The organism is Nocardioides sp. NBC_00163 (assembly GCF_045206295.1).
Taxonomy (GTDB): Bacteria; Actinomycetota; Actinomycetes; order Propionibacteriales; family Nocardioidaceae; genus Nocardioides.
On the sequence record NZ_CP108155.1, the window covers coordinates 1,817,045 to 1,832,504 of the forward strand.

Annotated in this window: 14 protein-coding genes; 5 read left to right on the forward strand and 9 right to left on the reverse strand. The window is 71.3% G+C overall.

The window, feature by feature from the left end; translation table 11 throughout:
* The first annotated feature begins 1 nt into the window (after position 1).
* Positions 2 to 577, forward strand: coding sequence for a flavin reductase family protein (locus OG801_RS08710; protein ID WP_355019233.1), 576 nt, complete (start codon positions 2 to 4; stop codon positions 575 to 577).
* A 32-nt stretch (positions 578 to 609) separates the two neighbouring features.
* Positions 610 to 2,193 (forward strand): 4-hydroxyphenylacetate 3-hydroxylase family protein, encoded by a 1,584-nt coding sequence (locus OG801_RS08715; protein ID WP_406035239.1) that lies wholly within the window; start codon positions 610 to 612, stop codon positions 2,191 to 2,193.
* 56 nt (positions 2,194 to 2,249) lie between these two features.
* Here the strand turns inward: OG801_RS08715 and OG801_RS08720 are convergent, their stop codons facing one another.
* On the reverse strand, positions 2,250 to 2,585 hold the full coding sequence (locus OG801_RS08720) for a hypothetical protein (RefSeq protein ID WP_406035241.1): 336 nt from the start codon (positions 2,583 to 2,585) through the stop codon (positions 2,250 to 2,252).
* Between the two features lie 57 nt (positions 2,586 to 2,642).
* On the opposite strand from OG801_RS08720, the gene OG801_RS08725 reads away from it, so the two are divergent.
* Positions 2,643 to 3,101: a MarR family winged helix-turn-helix transcriptional regulator gene (locus OG801_RS08725; protein ID WP_406035243.1), complete on the forward strand. Its 459-nt coding sequence runs from the start codon at positions 2,643 to 2,645 to the stop codon at positions 3,099 to 3,101.
* A 15-nt stretch (positions 3,102 to 3,116) separates the two neighbouring features.
* On the opposite strand, the gene OG801_RS08730 is transcribed toward OG801_RS08725, so the two are convergent.
* On the reverse strand, positions 3,117 to 3,467 hold the full coding sequence (locus OG801_RS08730) for a metalloregulator ArsR/SmtB family transcription factor (protein ID WP_357358906.1): 351 nt from the start codon (positions 3,465 to 3,467) through the stop codon (positions 3,117 to 3,119).
* 89 nt (positions 3,468 to 3,556) lie between these two features.
* Between OG801_RS08730 and OG801_RS08735 the strand changes: the two genes are divergently transcribed.
* On the forward strand, positions 3,557 to 4,879 hold the full coding sequence (locus OG801_RS08735; RefSeq protein ID WP_406035245.1) for an NAD(P)-binding domain-containing protein: 1,323 nt from the start codon (positions 3,557 to 3,559) through the stop codon (positions 4,877 to 4,879).
* On the opposite strand, the gene OG801_RS08740 is transcribed toward OG801_RS08735, so the two are convergent.
* Both OG801_RS08740 and OG801_RS08745 read right to left on the reverse strand, forming a co-directional pair.
* Positions 4,866 to 5,315 (reverse strand): arsenate reductase ArsC, encoded by a 450-nt coding sequence (locus OG801_RS08740; protein ID WP_406035247.1) that lies wholly within the window; start codon positions 5,313 to 5,315, stop codon positions 4,866 to 4,868. The two genes, OG801_RS08735 and OG801_RS08740, sit on opposite strands and share 14 nt — an antisense overlap.
* A gap of 29 nt (positions 5,316 to 5,344) precedes the next feature.
* On the reverse strand, positions 5,345 to 6,016 hold the full coding sequence (locus OG801_RS08745) for an ArsR family transcriptional regulator (protein WP_406035249.1): 672 nt from the start codon (positions 6,014 to 6,016) through the stop codon (positions 5,345 to 5,347).
* Positions 6,017 to 6,062: 46 nt separating this feature from the next.
* On the opposite strand from OG801_RS08745, the gene OG801_RS08750 reads away from it, so the two are divergent.
* On the forward strand, positions 6,063 to 6,776 hold the full coding sequence (locus tag OG801_RS08750; protein WP_406035251.1) for an aquaporin: 714 nt from the start codon (positions 6,063 to 6,065) through the stop codon (positions 6,774 to 6,776).
* Here OG801_RS08750 and OG801_RS08755 read toward each other — a convergent pair.
* The 5 genes from OG801_RS08755 to benC all read right to left on the reverse strand — a co-directional run bounded on the left by OG801_RS08755 (position 6,763) and on the right by benC (position 15,451).
* Positions 6,763 to 7,494, reverse strand: coding sequence for an alpha/beta hydrolase family protein (locus tag OG801_RS08755; protein ID WP_406035253.1), 732 nt, complete (start codon positions 7,492 to 7,494; stop codon positions 6,763 to 6,765). The two genes, OG801_RS08750 and OG801_RS08755, sit on opposite strands and share 14 nt — an antisense overlap.
* Complete coding sequence (locus OG801_RS08760) at positions 7,491 to 8,723, reverse strand: benzoate/H(+) symporter BenE family transporter (protein WP_406035254.1); 1,233 nt, start codon at positions 8,721 to 8,723, stop codon at positions 7,491 to 7,493. Before OG801_RS08760 ends, OG801_RS08755 begins: the two co-directional genes overlap by 4 nt.
* Positions 8,720 to 11,386 (reverse strand): LuxR C-terminal-related transcriptional regulator, encoded by a 2,667-nt coding sequence (locus OG801_RS08765; protein WP_406035256.1) that lies wholly within the window; start codon positions 11,384 to 11,386, stop codon positions 8,720 to 8,722. The genes OG801_RS08760 and OG801_RS08765 overlap by 4 nt, the downstream gene beginning before the upstream one ends.
* Positions 11,387 to 11,406: 20 nt before the next feature.
* Positions 11,407 to 12,690, reverse strand: coding sequence for an MFS transporter (locus OG801_RS08770; protein ID WP_406035258.1), 1,284 nt, complete (start codon positions 12,688 to 12,690; stop codon positions 11,407 to 11,409).
* 70 nt (positions 12,691 to 12,760) lie between these two features.
* The gene (gene benC / locus OG801_RS08775) at positions 12,761 to 15,451 is read right to left on the reverse strand and encodes a benzoate 1,2-dioxygenase electron transfer component BenC (protein ID WP_406035260.1); all 2,691 of its coding nucleotides are present in this window, start codon (positions 15,449 to 15,451) and stop codon (positions 12,761 to 12,763) included.
* Between the last annotated feature and the right edge of the window lie 9 nt (positions 15,452 to 15,460).

Sequence of the window (15,460 nt, forward strand, 5' to 3'; positions counted from 1 at the left end):
CATGGACCCACGCACGCTGAGGTCGACCTTCGGCCGCTTCGCGACCGGCGTCACCGTGATCACCTGCCGCACCCCCGACGGCGCCCACCACGGCGCCACGGTCACGGCGTTCACCCCGATCTCGCTCGATCCGCCGCTGGTGCAGGTCGCCCTGACACGTACGTCCAAGGCGGCCGCCTATCTCGAGGGCGCGGCCTTCGCGGTCAACGTCCTCGCCGCCGACCAGAGCGACGTCGCCATGCACTTCGCCGGCCGCCCCGGCAGCGACCCGCTCCCCTGGCGCGAGGGTGCGACGGCGCCGCGGCTGGGCGGGACGGCCGCGACGCTGGTGTGCCGCCCGTGGCGTACCGACGACGGCGGGGACCACCTGCTGTTCCTCGGGGAGGTCGTCGAGGTGATCACCACCGACCGCAAGCCGCTGCTCTTCCACGACAGCGCCTTCCACCACATCGGCAACCCGTCCTCCGAGGTCGTCTGGCTCGGCTGCCAGGACGACCCGAGCACCGGCTGGTTCGACGCGACCACGTCGTTCACCGCCATCGAAGTCCCCGCGATCCCGCGATCCACCCACTACTGATCCGACCGAGACCCGATCCAAGGAGAACGACCATGACCGACACCCTCGCCCCCGAAACCCAGCCCGACGGACCGCCGACCATCAACCCGGCCGCCGGCTCGCCTGCCAACCAGCAGACCAACTTCGCCTCCCGCCCGATGACCGGCGATGAGTACATCGAGAGCCTGCGCGACGGCCGCGAGATCTACCTGCACGGCGAGCGGATCGAGGACGTCACCACGCACCCGGCCTTCCGCAACCCGGTGCGGATGACCGCGCGCCTCTACGACGCGCTCCACACCGGTCCGCACGTCGACGAGCTCACCGTGCCGACCGACACCGGCAACGGCGGCATCACGATGCCGTTCTTCAAGACCCCGACGTCCTCGGCCGACCTGCTCAAGGAACGCGACGCGATCGCACGCTGGGCCCGGATGACGTACGGCTGGATGGGCCGCTCCCCCGACTACAAGGCCAGCTTCCTCGGCACCCTGCACGCCAACAAGGAGCTCTACGCCCCGTTCCAGGACAACGCCGAGCGCTGGTACCGGGAGTCCCAGGAGAAGGTCCTCTACTGGAACCACGCGATCATCAACCCGCCGGTAGACCGCCAGCTGCCGCCGGACGAGGTCGGCGACGTCTACATGAAGGTCGAGAAGGAGACCGACGCCGGCCTGATCGTCTCCGGTGCGAAGGTCGTGGCGACCGGAAGCGCGATCACCAACTACAACTTCATCGCCCACTACGGCCTGCCGATCCGCAAGAAGCAGTTCGCGCTGATCTGCACCGTCCCGATGGACTCCCCCGGCATCAAGCTGATCTGCCGCTCCTCCTACACCGAGCAGGCTGCGCAGAACGGCGAGCCGTTCGACTACCCGCTGTCGAGCCGGATGGACGAGAACGACACCATCTTCATCTTCGACAAGGTGCTCGTGCCCTGGGAGAACGTCTTCATGTACGGCGACGTGGAGCGGATCAACTCGTTCTTCCCGCAGTCGGGCTTCCTGCCGCGGTTCACCTTCCAGGGCTGCACCCGCCTGGCCGTCAAGCTCGACTTCATCGCCGGCCTGCTGATGAAGGCGCTCGACGCCACCGGCTCGGGCGGCTTCCGCGGCGTACAGACCCGGGTGGGTGAGGTGATCGGCTGGCGCAACCTGTTCTGGTCGCTCACCGAGTCGATGGCCCGCGACCCCGAGCCGTGGGTCGGCGACGCGGTCATCCCGAAGCTGGAGTACGGCCTGACGTACCGGATGTTCATGATCCACGGCTATCCGCGGGTCAAGGAGATCATCGAGCAGGACGTCGCCTCCGGGCTGATCTACCTGCCCTCCGGCGCCGCCGATTTCAAGAGCCCCGAGGTGCGGCCGTACCTGGACAAGTACGTCCGCGGCTCCAACGGCATCACCGCCGTCGACCGGGTCAAGGTCATGAAGGCCCTGTGGGACTCGATCGGCTCCGAGTTCGGCGGCCGTCACGAGCTCTACGAGCGCAACTACTCCGGCAACCACGAGAACGTGAAGGCCGAGCTCCTCTTCGCCGCCCAGAACCGCGGCGGGGCGGACGCGATGAAGGGGCTCGCCGAGGAGTTCCTGGCCGAGTACGACCTGGACGGCTGGACCGTGCCGGACCTGTTCTGACCCGCTCCCCGCTGAGGGCGGCGCCTCGATCGGACGCCCTAGATCAGGCGTTGCCCTCAGCGCAGCACGATCCAGAGGCCCACGGCGGCGGGCAGGATCCCGAGGATCAGCCAGGGTGTGAACGGGCTGCGCCGGTGGATGAGGAACCCGCCGGCCAGGCCCAGCACCCCGAAGGCTGCCGCGATGATGCACAGCCCGATCCGCGAGCTCTGGTAGACCGGGTCGATCGCCACGGCCCCGATGACCAGCCCGACCGCCAGGTGGGCGACGGTGAACACGACGAGGACGGACGCGACCCACTGCTTCACGTGGGTGAGCGACTTGTCGTTGACGGGCCGGATCGGGTTGTCCGGGTCCATCAGGTGGCGTGGTCGTCGCGGTTGATCGTTCACGGTCTCATACTTACCAGGCCAACTGTTTGCGCACCAACTATTGGTACGCTAACTCACATGCCGACGAAGAAGGATTCCCTCTCGGAGATCGAGAACCCGCTCGCACTCGATCAACAAGTCTGCTTCGGCCTGGCCGTCGCCGCACGCAGCGTCATCGGCCTCTACCGGCCCCTGCTCGAGCCCATGGGGCTGACCCACCCGCAGTATCTGGTCATGCTGGCCCTCTGGGAGGAGGAGCCTCTCCGTGTCTCCGAGCTGAGCCGCAAGGTGCAGCTCGACCCCGGCACCCTCTCGCCGCTGCTGAAGCGCCTCGAGGCCCAGGACTACATCCGTCGCGAGCGCAACAAGCTCGACGAGCGCTCGCTCGCCGTCGTCCTGACCGAGCGCGGTCGCGCACTCCGCGACGACGCCGAGAAGATCCCACCCGCCATCGTCGAGCGCCTCGACATGAGCGTCGACGAGCTCATGGAGCTCCACCGCCGGCTGCTGGAGGTCATCGCCGCGGCGACCCGGTGAGCCCCGCCCAGCACGCTAGGAGCTGGATGCGAGCGCGCCCGCGAGCGAGTCGAGGACGCCGGGGACGATGGAGAAGTAGGCCCACCGGCCGCGCTGCTCGCGGGTGACGAGCCCGGCCTCGACCAGCAGCTTCATGTGATGGGAGACCGTCGGCTGGGAGAGCCCGACCGGCTCGGTGAGGTCGCAGACGCAGGCCTCCTTGTCCTCGGCGGCGGCGATGATCGAGAGCAGCTTGACCCGGTTGGGGTCACCGAGCGCCTTGAACATCCGCGCCAGCGCCTCGGCCTGGTCGTCGTCGAGGACGCCTGCGGTCACCGGCGAGCAGCACGCGACGGCGGCGGACGGAAGCACGGGAAGAACGGTCATGAGGAAGAGTCTACCGAATGATATTGACGAACGTCGATACGTAGCCTAAGGTCGCCGTCATATCGACGTTCTTGAATCTGAGGAGCATCATGACCGACCTTCCCGTTGCCGTCATCGGCGCCGGCCCCCAGGGCCTCGCGGCCGCTGCCCATCTCCTCGAGCGTGGCCTCACCCCGCTCGTGCTCGAGCAAGGGAGCGAGCCCGCGGCAGCCGTCGCCGAGTGGGGCCACGTACGTCTGTTCTCGGCCTGGCCAGAGCTCGTCGACAAGGCTGCCGCCCGGCTCTTGGAGCCGACCGGCTGGGCCGCGCCCGAGAAGGGATACCCGACCGGTGCGCAGTGGCGCGAGAGCTACCTCGCCCCGCTGGCCGACACCCTCGGCGACCACGTCCGCTACGGCGCCACGGTCACCGGCGTCTCCCGCAAGGGCCGTGACCGCCTGGTCGACGCCGACCGTGCCGAGCAGCCGTTCGTCGTCCACGTGACCGGCGCGGACGGCACCGAGGAACGCATCGAGGCGCGGGCCGTCATCGACGCCTCCGGCACCTGGCGCCGGCCCAACCCGGCCGGTGCCGACGGGCTTCCGGCACTCGGGGAGCGTGCGGCGCACACCGCGGGCGCGCTCGGCTACGCCGTTCCGGACCGCGCCCACCCTGAGGCGTACGCAGGCCGGCACACCGTCGTGATCGGCGCGGGTGACTCCGCGTTCAACGCCGTCAACGAGCTCGCCGCGATCGCCAGGGACCACACGGGAACGAAGATCACCTGGGCGATCCGCCGCGCGGTCTCGACGAACACCTTCGGTGGCGGCGAGGCCGACGAGCTCCCCGAGCGGGGCGCCCTCGGCGTACGCGCGAGGAAGGCGGTCCAGGATGGCTCGGTCGAGCTGGTGACCGGGTTCCGCACGGAGCGGGTGGACGGCGCCACCGTCATCGCCGAGGACGGTCGCGCCATCGAGGCCGACCAGATCGTCGTGCTCACCGGCTACCGTCCCGACCTCGGCTTCCTCAGCGAGATGCGCCTCGACCTCGACCCGACGCTGGAGGCGCCGCGCAACATCGCGGTCCAGATCGACCCCAACCTGCACTCCTGCGGATCGGTCAGCGCGACCGGCGCCAAGGACCTCGCCCAGCCCGAGCCCGACCTCTACCTCGTCGGGATGAAGTCCTACGGTCGCGCGCCGACGTTCCTGGCGATGACCGGCTACGAGCAGGTACGCAGCGTGGTGGCCGAGCTCGCCGGAGACCACGACGCGGCCGCCCGGGTGGAGCTCGAGCTCCCCGACACCGGGGTCTGCGGCGGCGCCGGGGTCTTCGACGACCCGGAGAGCACCAAGAGCGGCGGCTGCTGCGGGACCCCTGCCCCGAGCGAGGAGATCTTCACGATCAGCCGGGCGCCGATCACCCTCTCGTGATCGAGCGCTCCGGGGTCACGCCGAGCTCGCTGAGCAGGGTGAGCACCCGCTGCTCGATCTCGTCGCGGATGCCGCGTACGTGCTCGATGCCGCCACCCTTCGGATCAGTGACCTTCCAGTCCTCGTAGCGCTTCCCGGGGTAGAACGGGCAGGCGTCGCCACAGCCCATGGTGATGACGGCGTCGGCGCTGCGGACGATCTCGTCGGTCCAGGGCTTCGGGAACTCCCCGGAGATGTCGATCCCGAGCTCGGCCATGACCTCGACGGCGACCGGGTTGATGGCCGCGGCCGGAGCCGAGCCCCCGGACCAGCCGATCGCCTGGTCGCCGGCGTAGTGGGCGAAGAAGCCGAGCGCCATCTGAGAGCGGCCGGCGTTCTCGACACAGAGGAAGAGGACGCCCGGCTTGGCGTCCGTCGCTGATCCGTCGGTGTTCATCGAGTGGTCTCCTTGCGTGGGGGATGGGGTCAGGAGTCGAAACGGGAGGCGAGCGTCCTGATCCGGTGCTCGAGCTCGAAGTACGCAGCATCGAAGGCCTCGGGGCCGTTGCCCACGGGGTCAGGGATCGACCAGTGCAGCTCGCCGCGGACCTTCGGGGTCTCATGCGCGCGGTCACAGACGGTGACCACCAGATCGTCCGGGTCGAGCACGTCGTCGAGATGACGGGGATCGACGATGGGAAGCTCCAGGTCGTGGCGGGATGCGACTTCGACCGCCCCTGGATTGATCTGCTCGGCTGGGTGGGTGCCGGCGGAGGCAGCCGGGATCGGGCTGACCTGGCGCCACAGCGCCGCGGCCAGGTGGGATCTGGCCGAGTTGCCGGTGCACACGAACAGGACACGCCTGGGCACCGCCACGGGGGACGCGGTGCCCAGGCTCTCGAGCGCATCCTGCTCGAGGTGCAGGTACGTGCGCCTCCCGTCGCCCTCGGAATGATGACGGGACACGACGCCTGCGCTCACCAGAGTCTGCACGTGGTGAGCAAACAAGTTCGACGGGACATTCAGCATCCCGGCGAGCTCTGTGGGGGAGGCATCACTCATCTGGAGGCTGTCGACGATCCGAAGTCGCACCGGATCACCGAGCGCTGCGTGCATCTTGGCCCGGCGTACCAGCTCCGGCTGTCTCTCAACCTCCATTGACTCAATGTTGACTGAGTCATCGTCGAACGTCAAGAATGCGGACGTGATCTCTTCCCTCCCGCGCCGCCTGCTGGCCGAATTCCTGGGCACTGCCCTGCTCGTCGCCGTGGTCGTCGGCTCGGGCATCGCCGCCGAGCAGCTCTCCCCCGACGACGTCGGCCTGCAGCTTTTGGAGAACTCGATGGCGACGGTCTTCGGACTGGCCGCGCTGATCCTGATGTTCGGCCCGGTCTCGGGAGCGCACTTCAACCCGGTGGTCTCGTTGGCCGACTGGTTTCTCGGCCGCCGCACCGGGAAGGGGCTCTCGCTCGCCGAGGTCGGCGCCTACGTCGTGGCCCAGGTCGCGGGCGGGATCGGTGGCGCATTGCTGGCCAACGTCATGTTCGACGTCGACCAGGCGATCTCGACCAAGGACCGCGCCTCCACCGGTCACTTCGTGGCCGAGATCGTCGCCACGGCTGGTCTCGTGGCCCTGATCTTCGCCCTCGTACGCAGCGACCGCGGCGCCCTCGCAGCTCCTGCGGTCGGTGGCTACATCGGCGCTGCCTACTGGTTCACCAGCTCCACGTCGTTCGCCAACCCGGCGGTCACGATCGGGCGGGTCTTCTCCGACACCTTCGCCGGAATCGCACCGGGCTCGGTGGCCCCGTTCATCCTCGCGCAGCTCCTGGGCCTGGTCGCCGGCGTACTCCTGATCCTGGCTCTCTACCCCAGCGTCGGCGACAAGGCCGACGACGTCGTCGTCAGACCTGGCTGACCGCGGTGAGCAGGTGCGACCAGGCCGCCGAGGTCGGGTCGCCCCAGGTGGCGTGGTCGGCGCCGTCGACCACCTCCAGACGTACGCCGGGGTGTGCTGCCGCGTAGCGCTCGGAGATCGCGATCGGGATCACCCCGTCGGCGGCGCCGTGCAGGATCCGCACGGGGATCTGAGGCGCGAGGCCGAGCGGGTCGGCGGCGGCGTACGCCTCGGGCGTCTCGGACGGGGTGCCGCCGAGGAACTCCTCGACCGCGCCGTCGCCGAGACCCTCCTGGCTCATCGCGGCCAGCGCGGCGGCGGGAGCCAGGGCCACGACACCGGTGACGAGGGTGCCTTCGCGGGAGGCCGCCCACAGGGCGAGCTGGCCGCCCGACGAGTGTCCGACCAGGGTGATCCGGCGGGGTGCGTCGTTGTGGATGGTCCACTCCCGGCCGCTGAGCTGGATCGACTCGATCGCGGTCTCGACGTCCTCGAAGGCCTGCCGCCACTGGCCGGGGCCGTGCCGGTACTCCACCGTCGCGGTCAGATGGCCCGCCGCGGCCAGCGCCCGGCCGGCCGACCAGGTGCGCATCCGGTCGGAGTCGCGCCACATCCCGCCGTGGAGCAGCAGCACGAGCGAGTCGGTCGCCTCCGCCGGTTCGAAGACGTCGGCGACCTGACGGGCGGTGGCGCCGTAGCGCATCGTCGCGTCGGGATAGGTGGTGTCGGTGGTGGTCATGACTTCTCCCTGGTGTTGTTTCGGCCGTCGTGGTCGAGCAGCACGCTGACCGCGACACCGACCACCAGCCCCCAGAAGGCGGAGCCGATGTTGAAGACGGTGATGTCGGCGACGGTCACCAGGAAGGTGACCAGCGCGCCGGTGACGTACGGCCCGCTGAAGGCGGTCTGGAAGGCGCCCTGGAGCGGCTTGAGCATGGCCAGGCCGCCCAGCACGGCGACGTACGCCTCGGGCATGGTGGTGATGACCCGCACCATGCCGGGAGCGAGCAGGCCGAACCCGATCGCGAGTACGCCGCACCAGATCGCCGCGGCATAGTGCCGTCGGCGCTCGCCCGAGGCGGTGACCAGTGCGTTGGTCGGCCCGGCCAGACAGGTGGACACGCCGCCGAACGGGGCCGCGACCAGTGAGGTCACCCCGCACCAGCCGGTCACCTGGTTCATCCGCGGGTCGTGGCCGGCGGCCCGCAGGACCGCCATGCCCTGGCCGTTCTGGACGACGAGGACGGTGATCAGCAGGGGGATGGTGAGCTCGATGAAGGCGGACCCGGTGAAGGCCGGCGTGGTCCAGACCGGGTCGATCATCCAGCGGCCGGAGACCTCGACGGCCGGCCGGTCGGCGAGGCTCACCGCGACCGCGCCGACCGCCAGCGCCACCAGCACCGCCGGGAGCCAGCGGGCGAGCCGTGGGACCGCGCTGACGACGACGAAGGCGACCACCATCGGCCCGGCGATCGCCAGGTCGCGGTCGACGGCGAGGACCAGGTCGGTGCCGAAGCGGAGGAAGACGCCAGCGACCATCGCCATCACGATCGGCATCGGCAGCAGGTGCATGACCCGGTCGACCTGCCGGGTCAGGGCCAGCGCGACCAGGAGCAGCGCCGCCATGACGAAGCCGCCGACCGTCTCCGGCCAGGTCGTGCCGGCGGCCATCGCCTGACCGACGACCACGGTGCCGGGGATCGTCCAGAAGTAGACCAGCGGCTGCCGGCTCCAGCGCGAGGCGATGATCGTCAGCACCCCGTTGAGACAGAAGACCGCGCTCACCCAGGAGGCGACGACACCGGCGGAGAGCCCGGCACCCTGGCCGACGGCGAGAATCACCGCGACCGGGCCGGTGCAGGAGAACAGGAAGCCGATGAAGCCGTTGACCAGCTCGTGACGGCCCAGGTCACGCCGCAGGCCGGCCCTGGACTCCCGGACGTCGAGGTCGTCGAGGTCGGTGCTCATGGCTCCTCCGTCGGCTCGGCCGCCATCGCCGCGAGCTCGGTCCGGCTGCGTACGCCGAGCTTCGCGTAGATGCGAGTCAGGTGGTACTGCACGGTCTTGGGCGAGACGAAGAGCTGCGCGGCGACCTCGCGGTTGGAGAGTCCCGAGGCGACCATCTCGGCGACGGTCTCCTCCTGCGGGGTCAGGTCCACCGGGCCACGCTGGCCTCGCGGCGCCCGCACTCCCCCGGCGCGCAGCTCGCGCTGGGCGGCGTCGACATAGGTCAGGGCCCCGATCCCGTCCCACAGATCGCGCGCGGAGGAGAGCAGCGCCTCGGCGTCGCGACGGCGGCCGGCCCGGCGCAGCGCCTGGCCGTAGGCGAAGGTGACCCGGGCGCGTTCGTAGCGCAGCGGCAGCCCGTCGAGCAGGCCGAGCGCGCGGTCGAACGTGTCCCGGACCCCAGTGAGGTCGCCACGCGCGCCGTGCCAGCGGCCACGGGCGGCGGCCAGCCTGGCCTGGGCGGAGCGGTGCTGCTCCTCGCGGGCGCGGGTCTCATGGGGGCGGAGGAAGCCGTCGGCCTCCTCCAGCCGGCCCTCCGCGATCAGCGCGGCGGCGTACGTCTCAGCCCAGGGCCAGATGGCCGGCTCGGTCAGCGCGCTGCCGGCCGGGGCCTGGGTGAGCGGCTCGAGGATGCGGAGGACGGCACGGAAGTCGCTGCGGGCCTCGGCGATGTGGGCGCGGGCGAGCAGCGCGGGCACGCGCATGATCTCGTAGCCCTGCGCCCCGATCTCCGCGGCGCGGGCGGTGCGGGCGGCGTCCTCCCAGCTGCCGCGCAGCAGGTGGGTCTCGGTGGCCGTCCACTCCAGCAGCGGGGTGACCAGGGCGATGCCTGACTCGGCGGCCAGCGCCCGGCCGGCCGCGACCGTCTGCAGGGCGGCGTCGCCCTCACCGGTCAGGAACTGCACGCGGGCCAGCCAGGCCAGGGCCCACATCGAGATCCGGGTCGAGCCGCCGAGGACCCGCGGGTCGGTGACCCCCTCCAGGCGGCTGCGGGCCTCGTCGGGCTCGTCGGAGAGTACGTCGAGCCAGCCGCGGCCCATGGTGACCCGCTGGGTCTGAGCGCTGTGCCCGACGCGGCGGGCGGCCAGGGCGTACGCCTCGTGGGCGTCCTCGAACCGCCCGGCCATCGCCAGCCCGAGCCCGCGGATCGCCGCCGCCTCGACTCCTGCCGCCGAGTCCCGGCCGGCAAGCGAGATCGCCCGGTCGGCCCAGGTGACCAGCTCGTCACCGCGGCACAGCGCCAGCGAGTGCAGGACGTGCCGGGTGGCGATCAGCGCGGCGGTCTCCGGCTCCCGGTCGGCGTTGACGATGTCCCAGGCGCGCTTGAGCCGGACGTCGGCCTCGGTGGCACGGCCGCGCAGGATCGCCAGATAGGCGAGCACCGCGTCGCGCAGCGGCGTCTCGCGCAGGCTCTCGACGATGGGGACCAGCGCCGCGGCGCCCATGCCGTCGCCCGCCGCGACCAGCGCGTCGACGGAGCGGATCAGCCGGTCGTCGCGCCGCACCGGGTCCTCGGTGAGTCGGCTGGAGTCGCGGTAGAGAGCCGCGGCCTCCGCCCAGGCGCCCTCGTCACCGCGTCGTTGGGCCAGCCGGGCGACCTCGTCGGCGAGGTCGGCGTCGGGCAGCGGGGTCGCGGCGACGAGATGCTGGGCCCGGCGGACCTCGTCGTCGACGATCGCGGCGGCGCGCTGGTGCGCGTCGGCGGCCCGGCGAGCGCCCATCGTGGCCAGCACGGCGACGCCGACCAGCGGCGTACGCCACCGGGGGCGGTGGTCGCGGGTGGTCTCGACCAGCCCGGCCGCGGCCAGGGCGTCGACCGCGGAGAGCGGGTCCTCGAGCCCGGCGAGGGCCGCGGCCTGGCCCAGCGACGCGTCCTCTCCCAGGATCGCGAAGGCCTCGGCGAGCGAGCGTCCGGCGGCACCGCACCCGGCGAGGGCGAGCTGGACCTCATCACGTACGTGGACCGGTGCCGGCAGCTGGGTGTCGGGCCGTGCCCAGCGGGTCGGCGGGAGCTCGTCGAGCAGCGCGACCGCGTCGCGCGGGCTGCCCGCCGTATGGCGGGTGAGGACCTCGGCCATCGACGGGTGCAGGACCCGTCCGCGCAGCGCGGCGAGCTCGCCGACCGCGGCCGCGTCCAGCCCCTCGATGCGTACGGTCTCGGCGGCGATCTCGCCGAGGAACGAGGTTGTGCGCGTGGCCGCGAGCACCACGAGCACCGGCACGTCGCGGTGCCGGCGCAGCGCGGAGGCGATCGCCTGCAGCGAGAGCGTGTCGGCGAGGTCGGCGTCGTCGACCAGAATCAGCCCGGGCTCGTCGGCACACCCGGCCAGGGCTCGCGCGACCAGGTCATCGGCCGCGGCGACCGGGTCGGCCGGCGGCTCCGTACCGAGCAGCTGGCGCAGCACCGCTCCGGGCGAGTCCTGCTCCCACGCGCCCGCGCGGGCCCTCAGCGACGGCGTCGCGACCCGGTCCGCCAGGCCGCGCAGCAGCGCGGTCTTCCCCAGCCCCGGGTCTCCGAGGACAAGAACGGCGGCGGAGCCGGCGGTGCAGGTGAGGGCCAGCCGCGAGGTGAGCTCGACGAGCTCCTCCTCGCGACCGACACACCCAGCTCGTTCGATGAGCACGGTCACACCCTAGGCCCCTCTCAGGCTGGTACGCCGTCGTCGAGCGTGACGCTCACGACGGTCTCTTCCGGGGACCGCGGCACGGCGGAGGCGACCACGGCACCGAGCACCGCGACGGCCGCGAAGATCTGGAAGGCGGTGGTGCCGCCGACCCCGGCGGCGACCAGTGCCCCGCCGATGATCGGTCCGACGATCCCGCCGAGCCGACCGAATCCGGCACACCAGGCGACGCCCGCGCCGCGGGCCCGGGTCGGGTAGTAGTTGGCGACGAGCCCGTAGATGAGCACCTGCGTACCGATCGTGCCGACGCCGGCGATCGCGACGGCCGGGAACAGGACGGCGAGCGGCAGCCCGAGGGGCAGCAGCAACAGCATCAGGGCGGCGAGCACGAAGGTCGTCGAGACCACCTTCTTGGCGCCGGTGCGGTCGGCGACGTAGGAGGCGAGGAGGCCACCGAAGATGGCGCCACCGTTGAGCACCAGCAGGAAGGTGAGGGCGTACCCCTTGCCGTAGCCGTTGTCCTCCATGATCTTCGGCAGCCAGGTGTTCAGGCCGTAGGTGAGCAGCAGGCCGGAGAAGCTCATCAGCCCGAGCACCATGGTCGGGAACGCGAGCGGGCGGCGGGCCAGGGCGCTGAAGCCGACCGCCTCCTGGGCGGTGGTCGACGCGACCCGGCCGCGGGAGTCGAGCCACAGCTGCGACTCGGGCAGCTTGGCGATCGCGAAGGGCAGCAGGAGCACCAGCGGGGCGGCGCCGATCGCCATCAGGATCCGCCAGTTGGAGCCGCTCGGGTCGATGATGAGCGCCATCACGGAGGCGGCCACACCACCGGCGGGGATGCCGCTGTAGACGATCGCGTTGAGCCGGTTCTTCCGCTCCGGCGGCGCGAACTCGGCGACCAGGGCGCCGACGGTCGCCAGGATCGCGCCCAGCCCGATGCCGGTGAGGAAGCGGAGCATGCCGAAGACGGCGATCGACTGGGCGAACGCGGTCGCGGCCATCCCGAGCGAGAACCAGGTGATGCTGGCGAGCACGACCTTCCGGCGGCCGATCCGGTCGCTGACCGCACCGGCGCTCAGCGCGCCGACGAGCACCCCGACCAGCGCATAGCTCCCCAGGGTGCCCGCCTGGCCCGCAGAGAGCTGCCCGATCTGGGTTGGGTCGGCCATCAGGGTCGGCAGCACCGTGCCGTAGACCACGAGGTCGTAGCCGTCGAACATCAGGGCCAGCGCGGAGAGCGCGACGACCCAGGCGAGCTGGCGCCCGGTCTTGGCCCGAGTGATTTCATCGGAGTTTTCGGACATGGGTCATCTCCATGGGTGACGCGAGCGTGCTCGCGAAGGGAGGGACGGCCCCGAGAGAGGACCTGGTGGCTCAGCCGAGGTCACCGCCGGCGACGGGAAGGACCGTGCCGGTGATGTAGGAGGCTTCCTCGGAGGCGAGGAAGCAGATCGCGGCGGCCTGCTCGTCGAGCGTGCCGTAGCGGTGCATCAGTGAGGTCTCGAGGGTCTGGTCGATGTGGGCCTGGAACCACGCCTTCTCGGTGTCGGTACGCGGCTGTGGTGTGCCCCGGGAGATCCGGCGCGGCGGAGCCTCCGTACCTCCCGGGGCCGTCGCGGTGACCCGGACGCCCGAGCCGGCGTACTCCAGCGCGAGCGAGGCGGTGATCGCGTTGATCCCGCCCTTCGCCGCGGAGTACGGGATCCGGTGGATGCCCCGGGTCGCGGCCGAGGAGACGTTGACGATGACGCCGTGGCCGCGCTCGACCATGCCCGGCAGAGCGGCCCGGCAGGCGTACAGCGTGGTCATCAGCGACCGGGTGATCTCGGCGTCGATCTGCGCAGGCGTGAACTCGGTGAACGGCTTGAAGTTGATCGCGCCGCCGACGTTGTTGATCAGCACGTCGATCCGGCCGTACGTCTCCAGGGCCCGCTCCACCAGCGCGGCCGCGCCCTCGTAGTGCTCGAGGTCGCACTCGACCGCGGTGACGCTCGCGCCCTGGCCGGTGAGCTCGTGGGTGACCTCGGCGACCAGCGGGGAGCGGTCGGCGAGGACGACCTTTCCGCCCTCGGCGGCCACCCGGCGGGCCACCTGGGCGCCGATGCCCTGGGCCGCGCCGGTGACCACCACGACCTGGCCGGCGAACCGGCCCGGGGTGATGAACCGCGGCCTGGTCGCGGTGGCCGACTCGGCCATGGCGCGCCGCATCGTCTCCTGCGACCGCTCGCTGTGGGCCTTGATCAGTTCGCGGGCTGCCGCCCGGTCGCCGCACTCGAAGGCCTCGACGATGTCGAGGTGGTCCTGGGTGCACCGTGGGTGGCACCAGGTGGCGTTGCGCAGCACGTCCTCCATCCGGCCCTTGACCCCGAGCGCCTGGTAGGCGGCCAGCAGGTGGCTGTTGCCGGTGAGGGTGAACAGGTAGTCATGGAAGGCCGCGTTCGACTCGGTGTAGCCGTGGGCGTCGAGGAACCGGTCACCGTCCACGTACGGCAGGGTGGACTCGGCGAGCAGCCGGTAGCCGGCCAGCTGCTGGGAGTCGAGCCGTCCGATGGTCAGATCGAGCGCCCCCACCTCCAGCGCCGCTCGGGCCTCGAAGATCGCATCCGAGGCCGAGAGGTCCGGATGCTCCTCACCGATCGTGTAGCCGTCCGCCGTCGTCGAGGCGTCTCCCGCGTCGGCCGAGGCGTCAGTCGCGTCGGACGAGTGGTCATCACCGGGCGGGAACACCTCCTGACCACCGATCCGCCGGGCGTCATCGGTCACGGTCAGACCGTCGTCCTCGAGCACGACACCGTCGACTCCGTCGAGTGCGGCCGGCGCGACCAGCTGACCGGCGATCCGGCGTACGACATCGCCGTCGTCGCGAGCCACGGTGGCCGATCCGCTCGGTCCGAGGTCGAGCGCCGGGAGCATCTCCTGCCCCGCGATGGCCCGCGCGTCCGGGTGGGTCTCCAGCTCGACAGGCGCAGGTGACGCTTCGGCCGACGCGGGCGACGTCTCGGCCGACGGGGCTGACGCCTCGGCAGAGCCGGCGGGGACGGCGAGGGCGAACTTCTCGTAGTAGAACCCGGTGGGCTGGAGGCCCGCAGCGGCGACGTGCGTACGCACCGCCTCGACCATCGGGGGCGGGCCGCACAGGTAGATCGCGACGTCGCCGTCGTGCAGGTCGTCCTCGCCGATCAGGCTCGTCACGTAGCCCTTGTTGGCCGCGGTCGAGGCGGGGTCGGAGACGCAGTGGTCCCAGCTGAACCCGGGCAGCCGCGAGACCAGCTCACCGACCTCGTCGAGCTTGACCAGGTCGTCGTCGGTGCTGACGCCGTAGACCAGGCGGCCACCGCGGTCGCAGCCGTCGACCTCGAGCTGGCGCAGCATCGAAAGCACGGGTGCGAGCCCGGTGCCACCAGCCAGCATCAGCACCGGCCGGCGTGCCTCGCGCAGGAAGAAGGAGCCGTTCGGCCCGGCGAAGGTGACCTCGTCACCCGCGGCGGCGCGCTCGGTCAGCCAGGTCGACATCGCACCGCCCGGGGTGAGCTTGACCAGGAAGACGAGCCGCTCCTCGTGCGGGGCGTTCGCGAAGGAGTACGAACGGGTCACCTCGGTGCCCGGCACGGCGATGTTGACGTACTGACCCGGCAGGAAGGCCAGCTCGCCCCGGTTGGGGATGTCGATGGAGAGCTCGACCGTGGTCGGGCTCAGCCGGTCCAGGCCGACGACGGTGCCGGTGTAGCTGGCGGCGCCGGTCTTGGCGACCTCGGAGGTGGTGGCGATCTGCAGCGCGAGGTCCGAGCGCGGCTTCATCGAGCACGGCAGGGCGTACCCCTCGGCGGCCTCCGCCTCGGAGAGCGCGTCCTCGATGTAGGTGCCACCGTCGTACTCCCCCGACTCGCACAGCGCCTTGCACGTCCCGCAGGCGCCGTCGCGGCAGTCCAGCGGGATGTTGATCCGCTGCCGGTAGGACGCGTCGGCGACGGTCTGGTCCTCACGCACGGTGATGAACCGGGTCACCCCGTCCTCGAAGGAGAGGGCCACCTGATGGGTCGCGATCTCGGTCTCGATTGCAGTCATCGCAGGCGC

Bases quoted from the DNA above. Each gene is read 5' to 3' on its own strand.
- OG801_RS08710 (WP_355019233.1), top strand. From the start codon at position 2: ATGGACCCACGCACGCTGAGGTCGACCTTCGGCCGCTTCGCGACCGGC.
- OG801_RS08715 (WP_406035239.1), top strand. From the start codon at position 610: ATGACCGACACCCTCGCCCCCGAAACCCAGCCCGACGGACCGCCGACC.
- OG801_RS08725 (WP_406035243.1), top strand. From the start codon at position 2,643: ATGCCGACGAAGAAGGATTCCCTCTCGGAGATCGAGAACCCGCTCGCA.
- OG801_RS08730 (WP_357358906.1), bottom strand. From the start codon at position 3,467: ATGACCGTTCTTCCCGTGCTTCCGTCCGCCGCCGTCGCGTGCTGCTCG.
- OG801_RS08735 (WP_406035245.1), top strand. From the start codon at position 3,557: ATGACCGACCTTCCCGTTGCCGTCATCGGCGCCGGCCCCCAGGGCCTC.
- OG801_RS08740 (WP_406035247.1), bottom strand. From the start codon at position 5,315: ATGAACACCGACGGATCAGCGACGGACGCCAAGCCGGGCGTCCTCTTC.
- OG801_RS08745 (WP_406035249.1), bottom strand. From the start codon at position 6,016: ATGGAGGTTGAGAGACAGCCGGAGCTGGTACGCCGGGCCAAGATGCAC.
- OG801_RS08755 (WP_406035253.1), bottom strand. From the start codon at position 7,494: ATGACCACCACCGACACCACCTATCCCGACGCGACGATGCGCTACGGC.
- OG801_RS08760 (WP_406035254.1), bottom strand. From the start codon at position 8,723: ATGAGCACCGACCTCGACGACCTCGACGTCCGGGAGTCCAGGGCCGGC.
- OG801_RS08770 (WP_406035258.1), bottom strand. From the start codon at position 12,690: ATGTCCGAAAACTCCGATGAAATCACTCGGGCCAAGACCGGGCGCCAG.
- benC (WP_406035260.1), bottom strand. From the start codon at position 15,451: ATGACTGCAATCGAGACCGAGATCGCGACCCATCAGGTGGCCCTCTCC.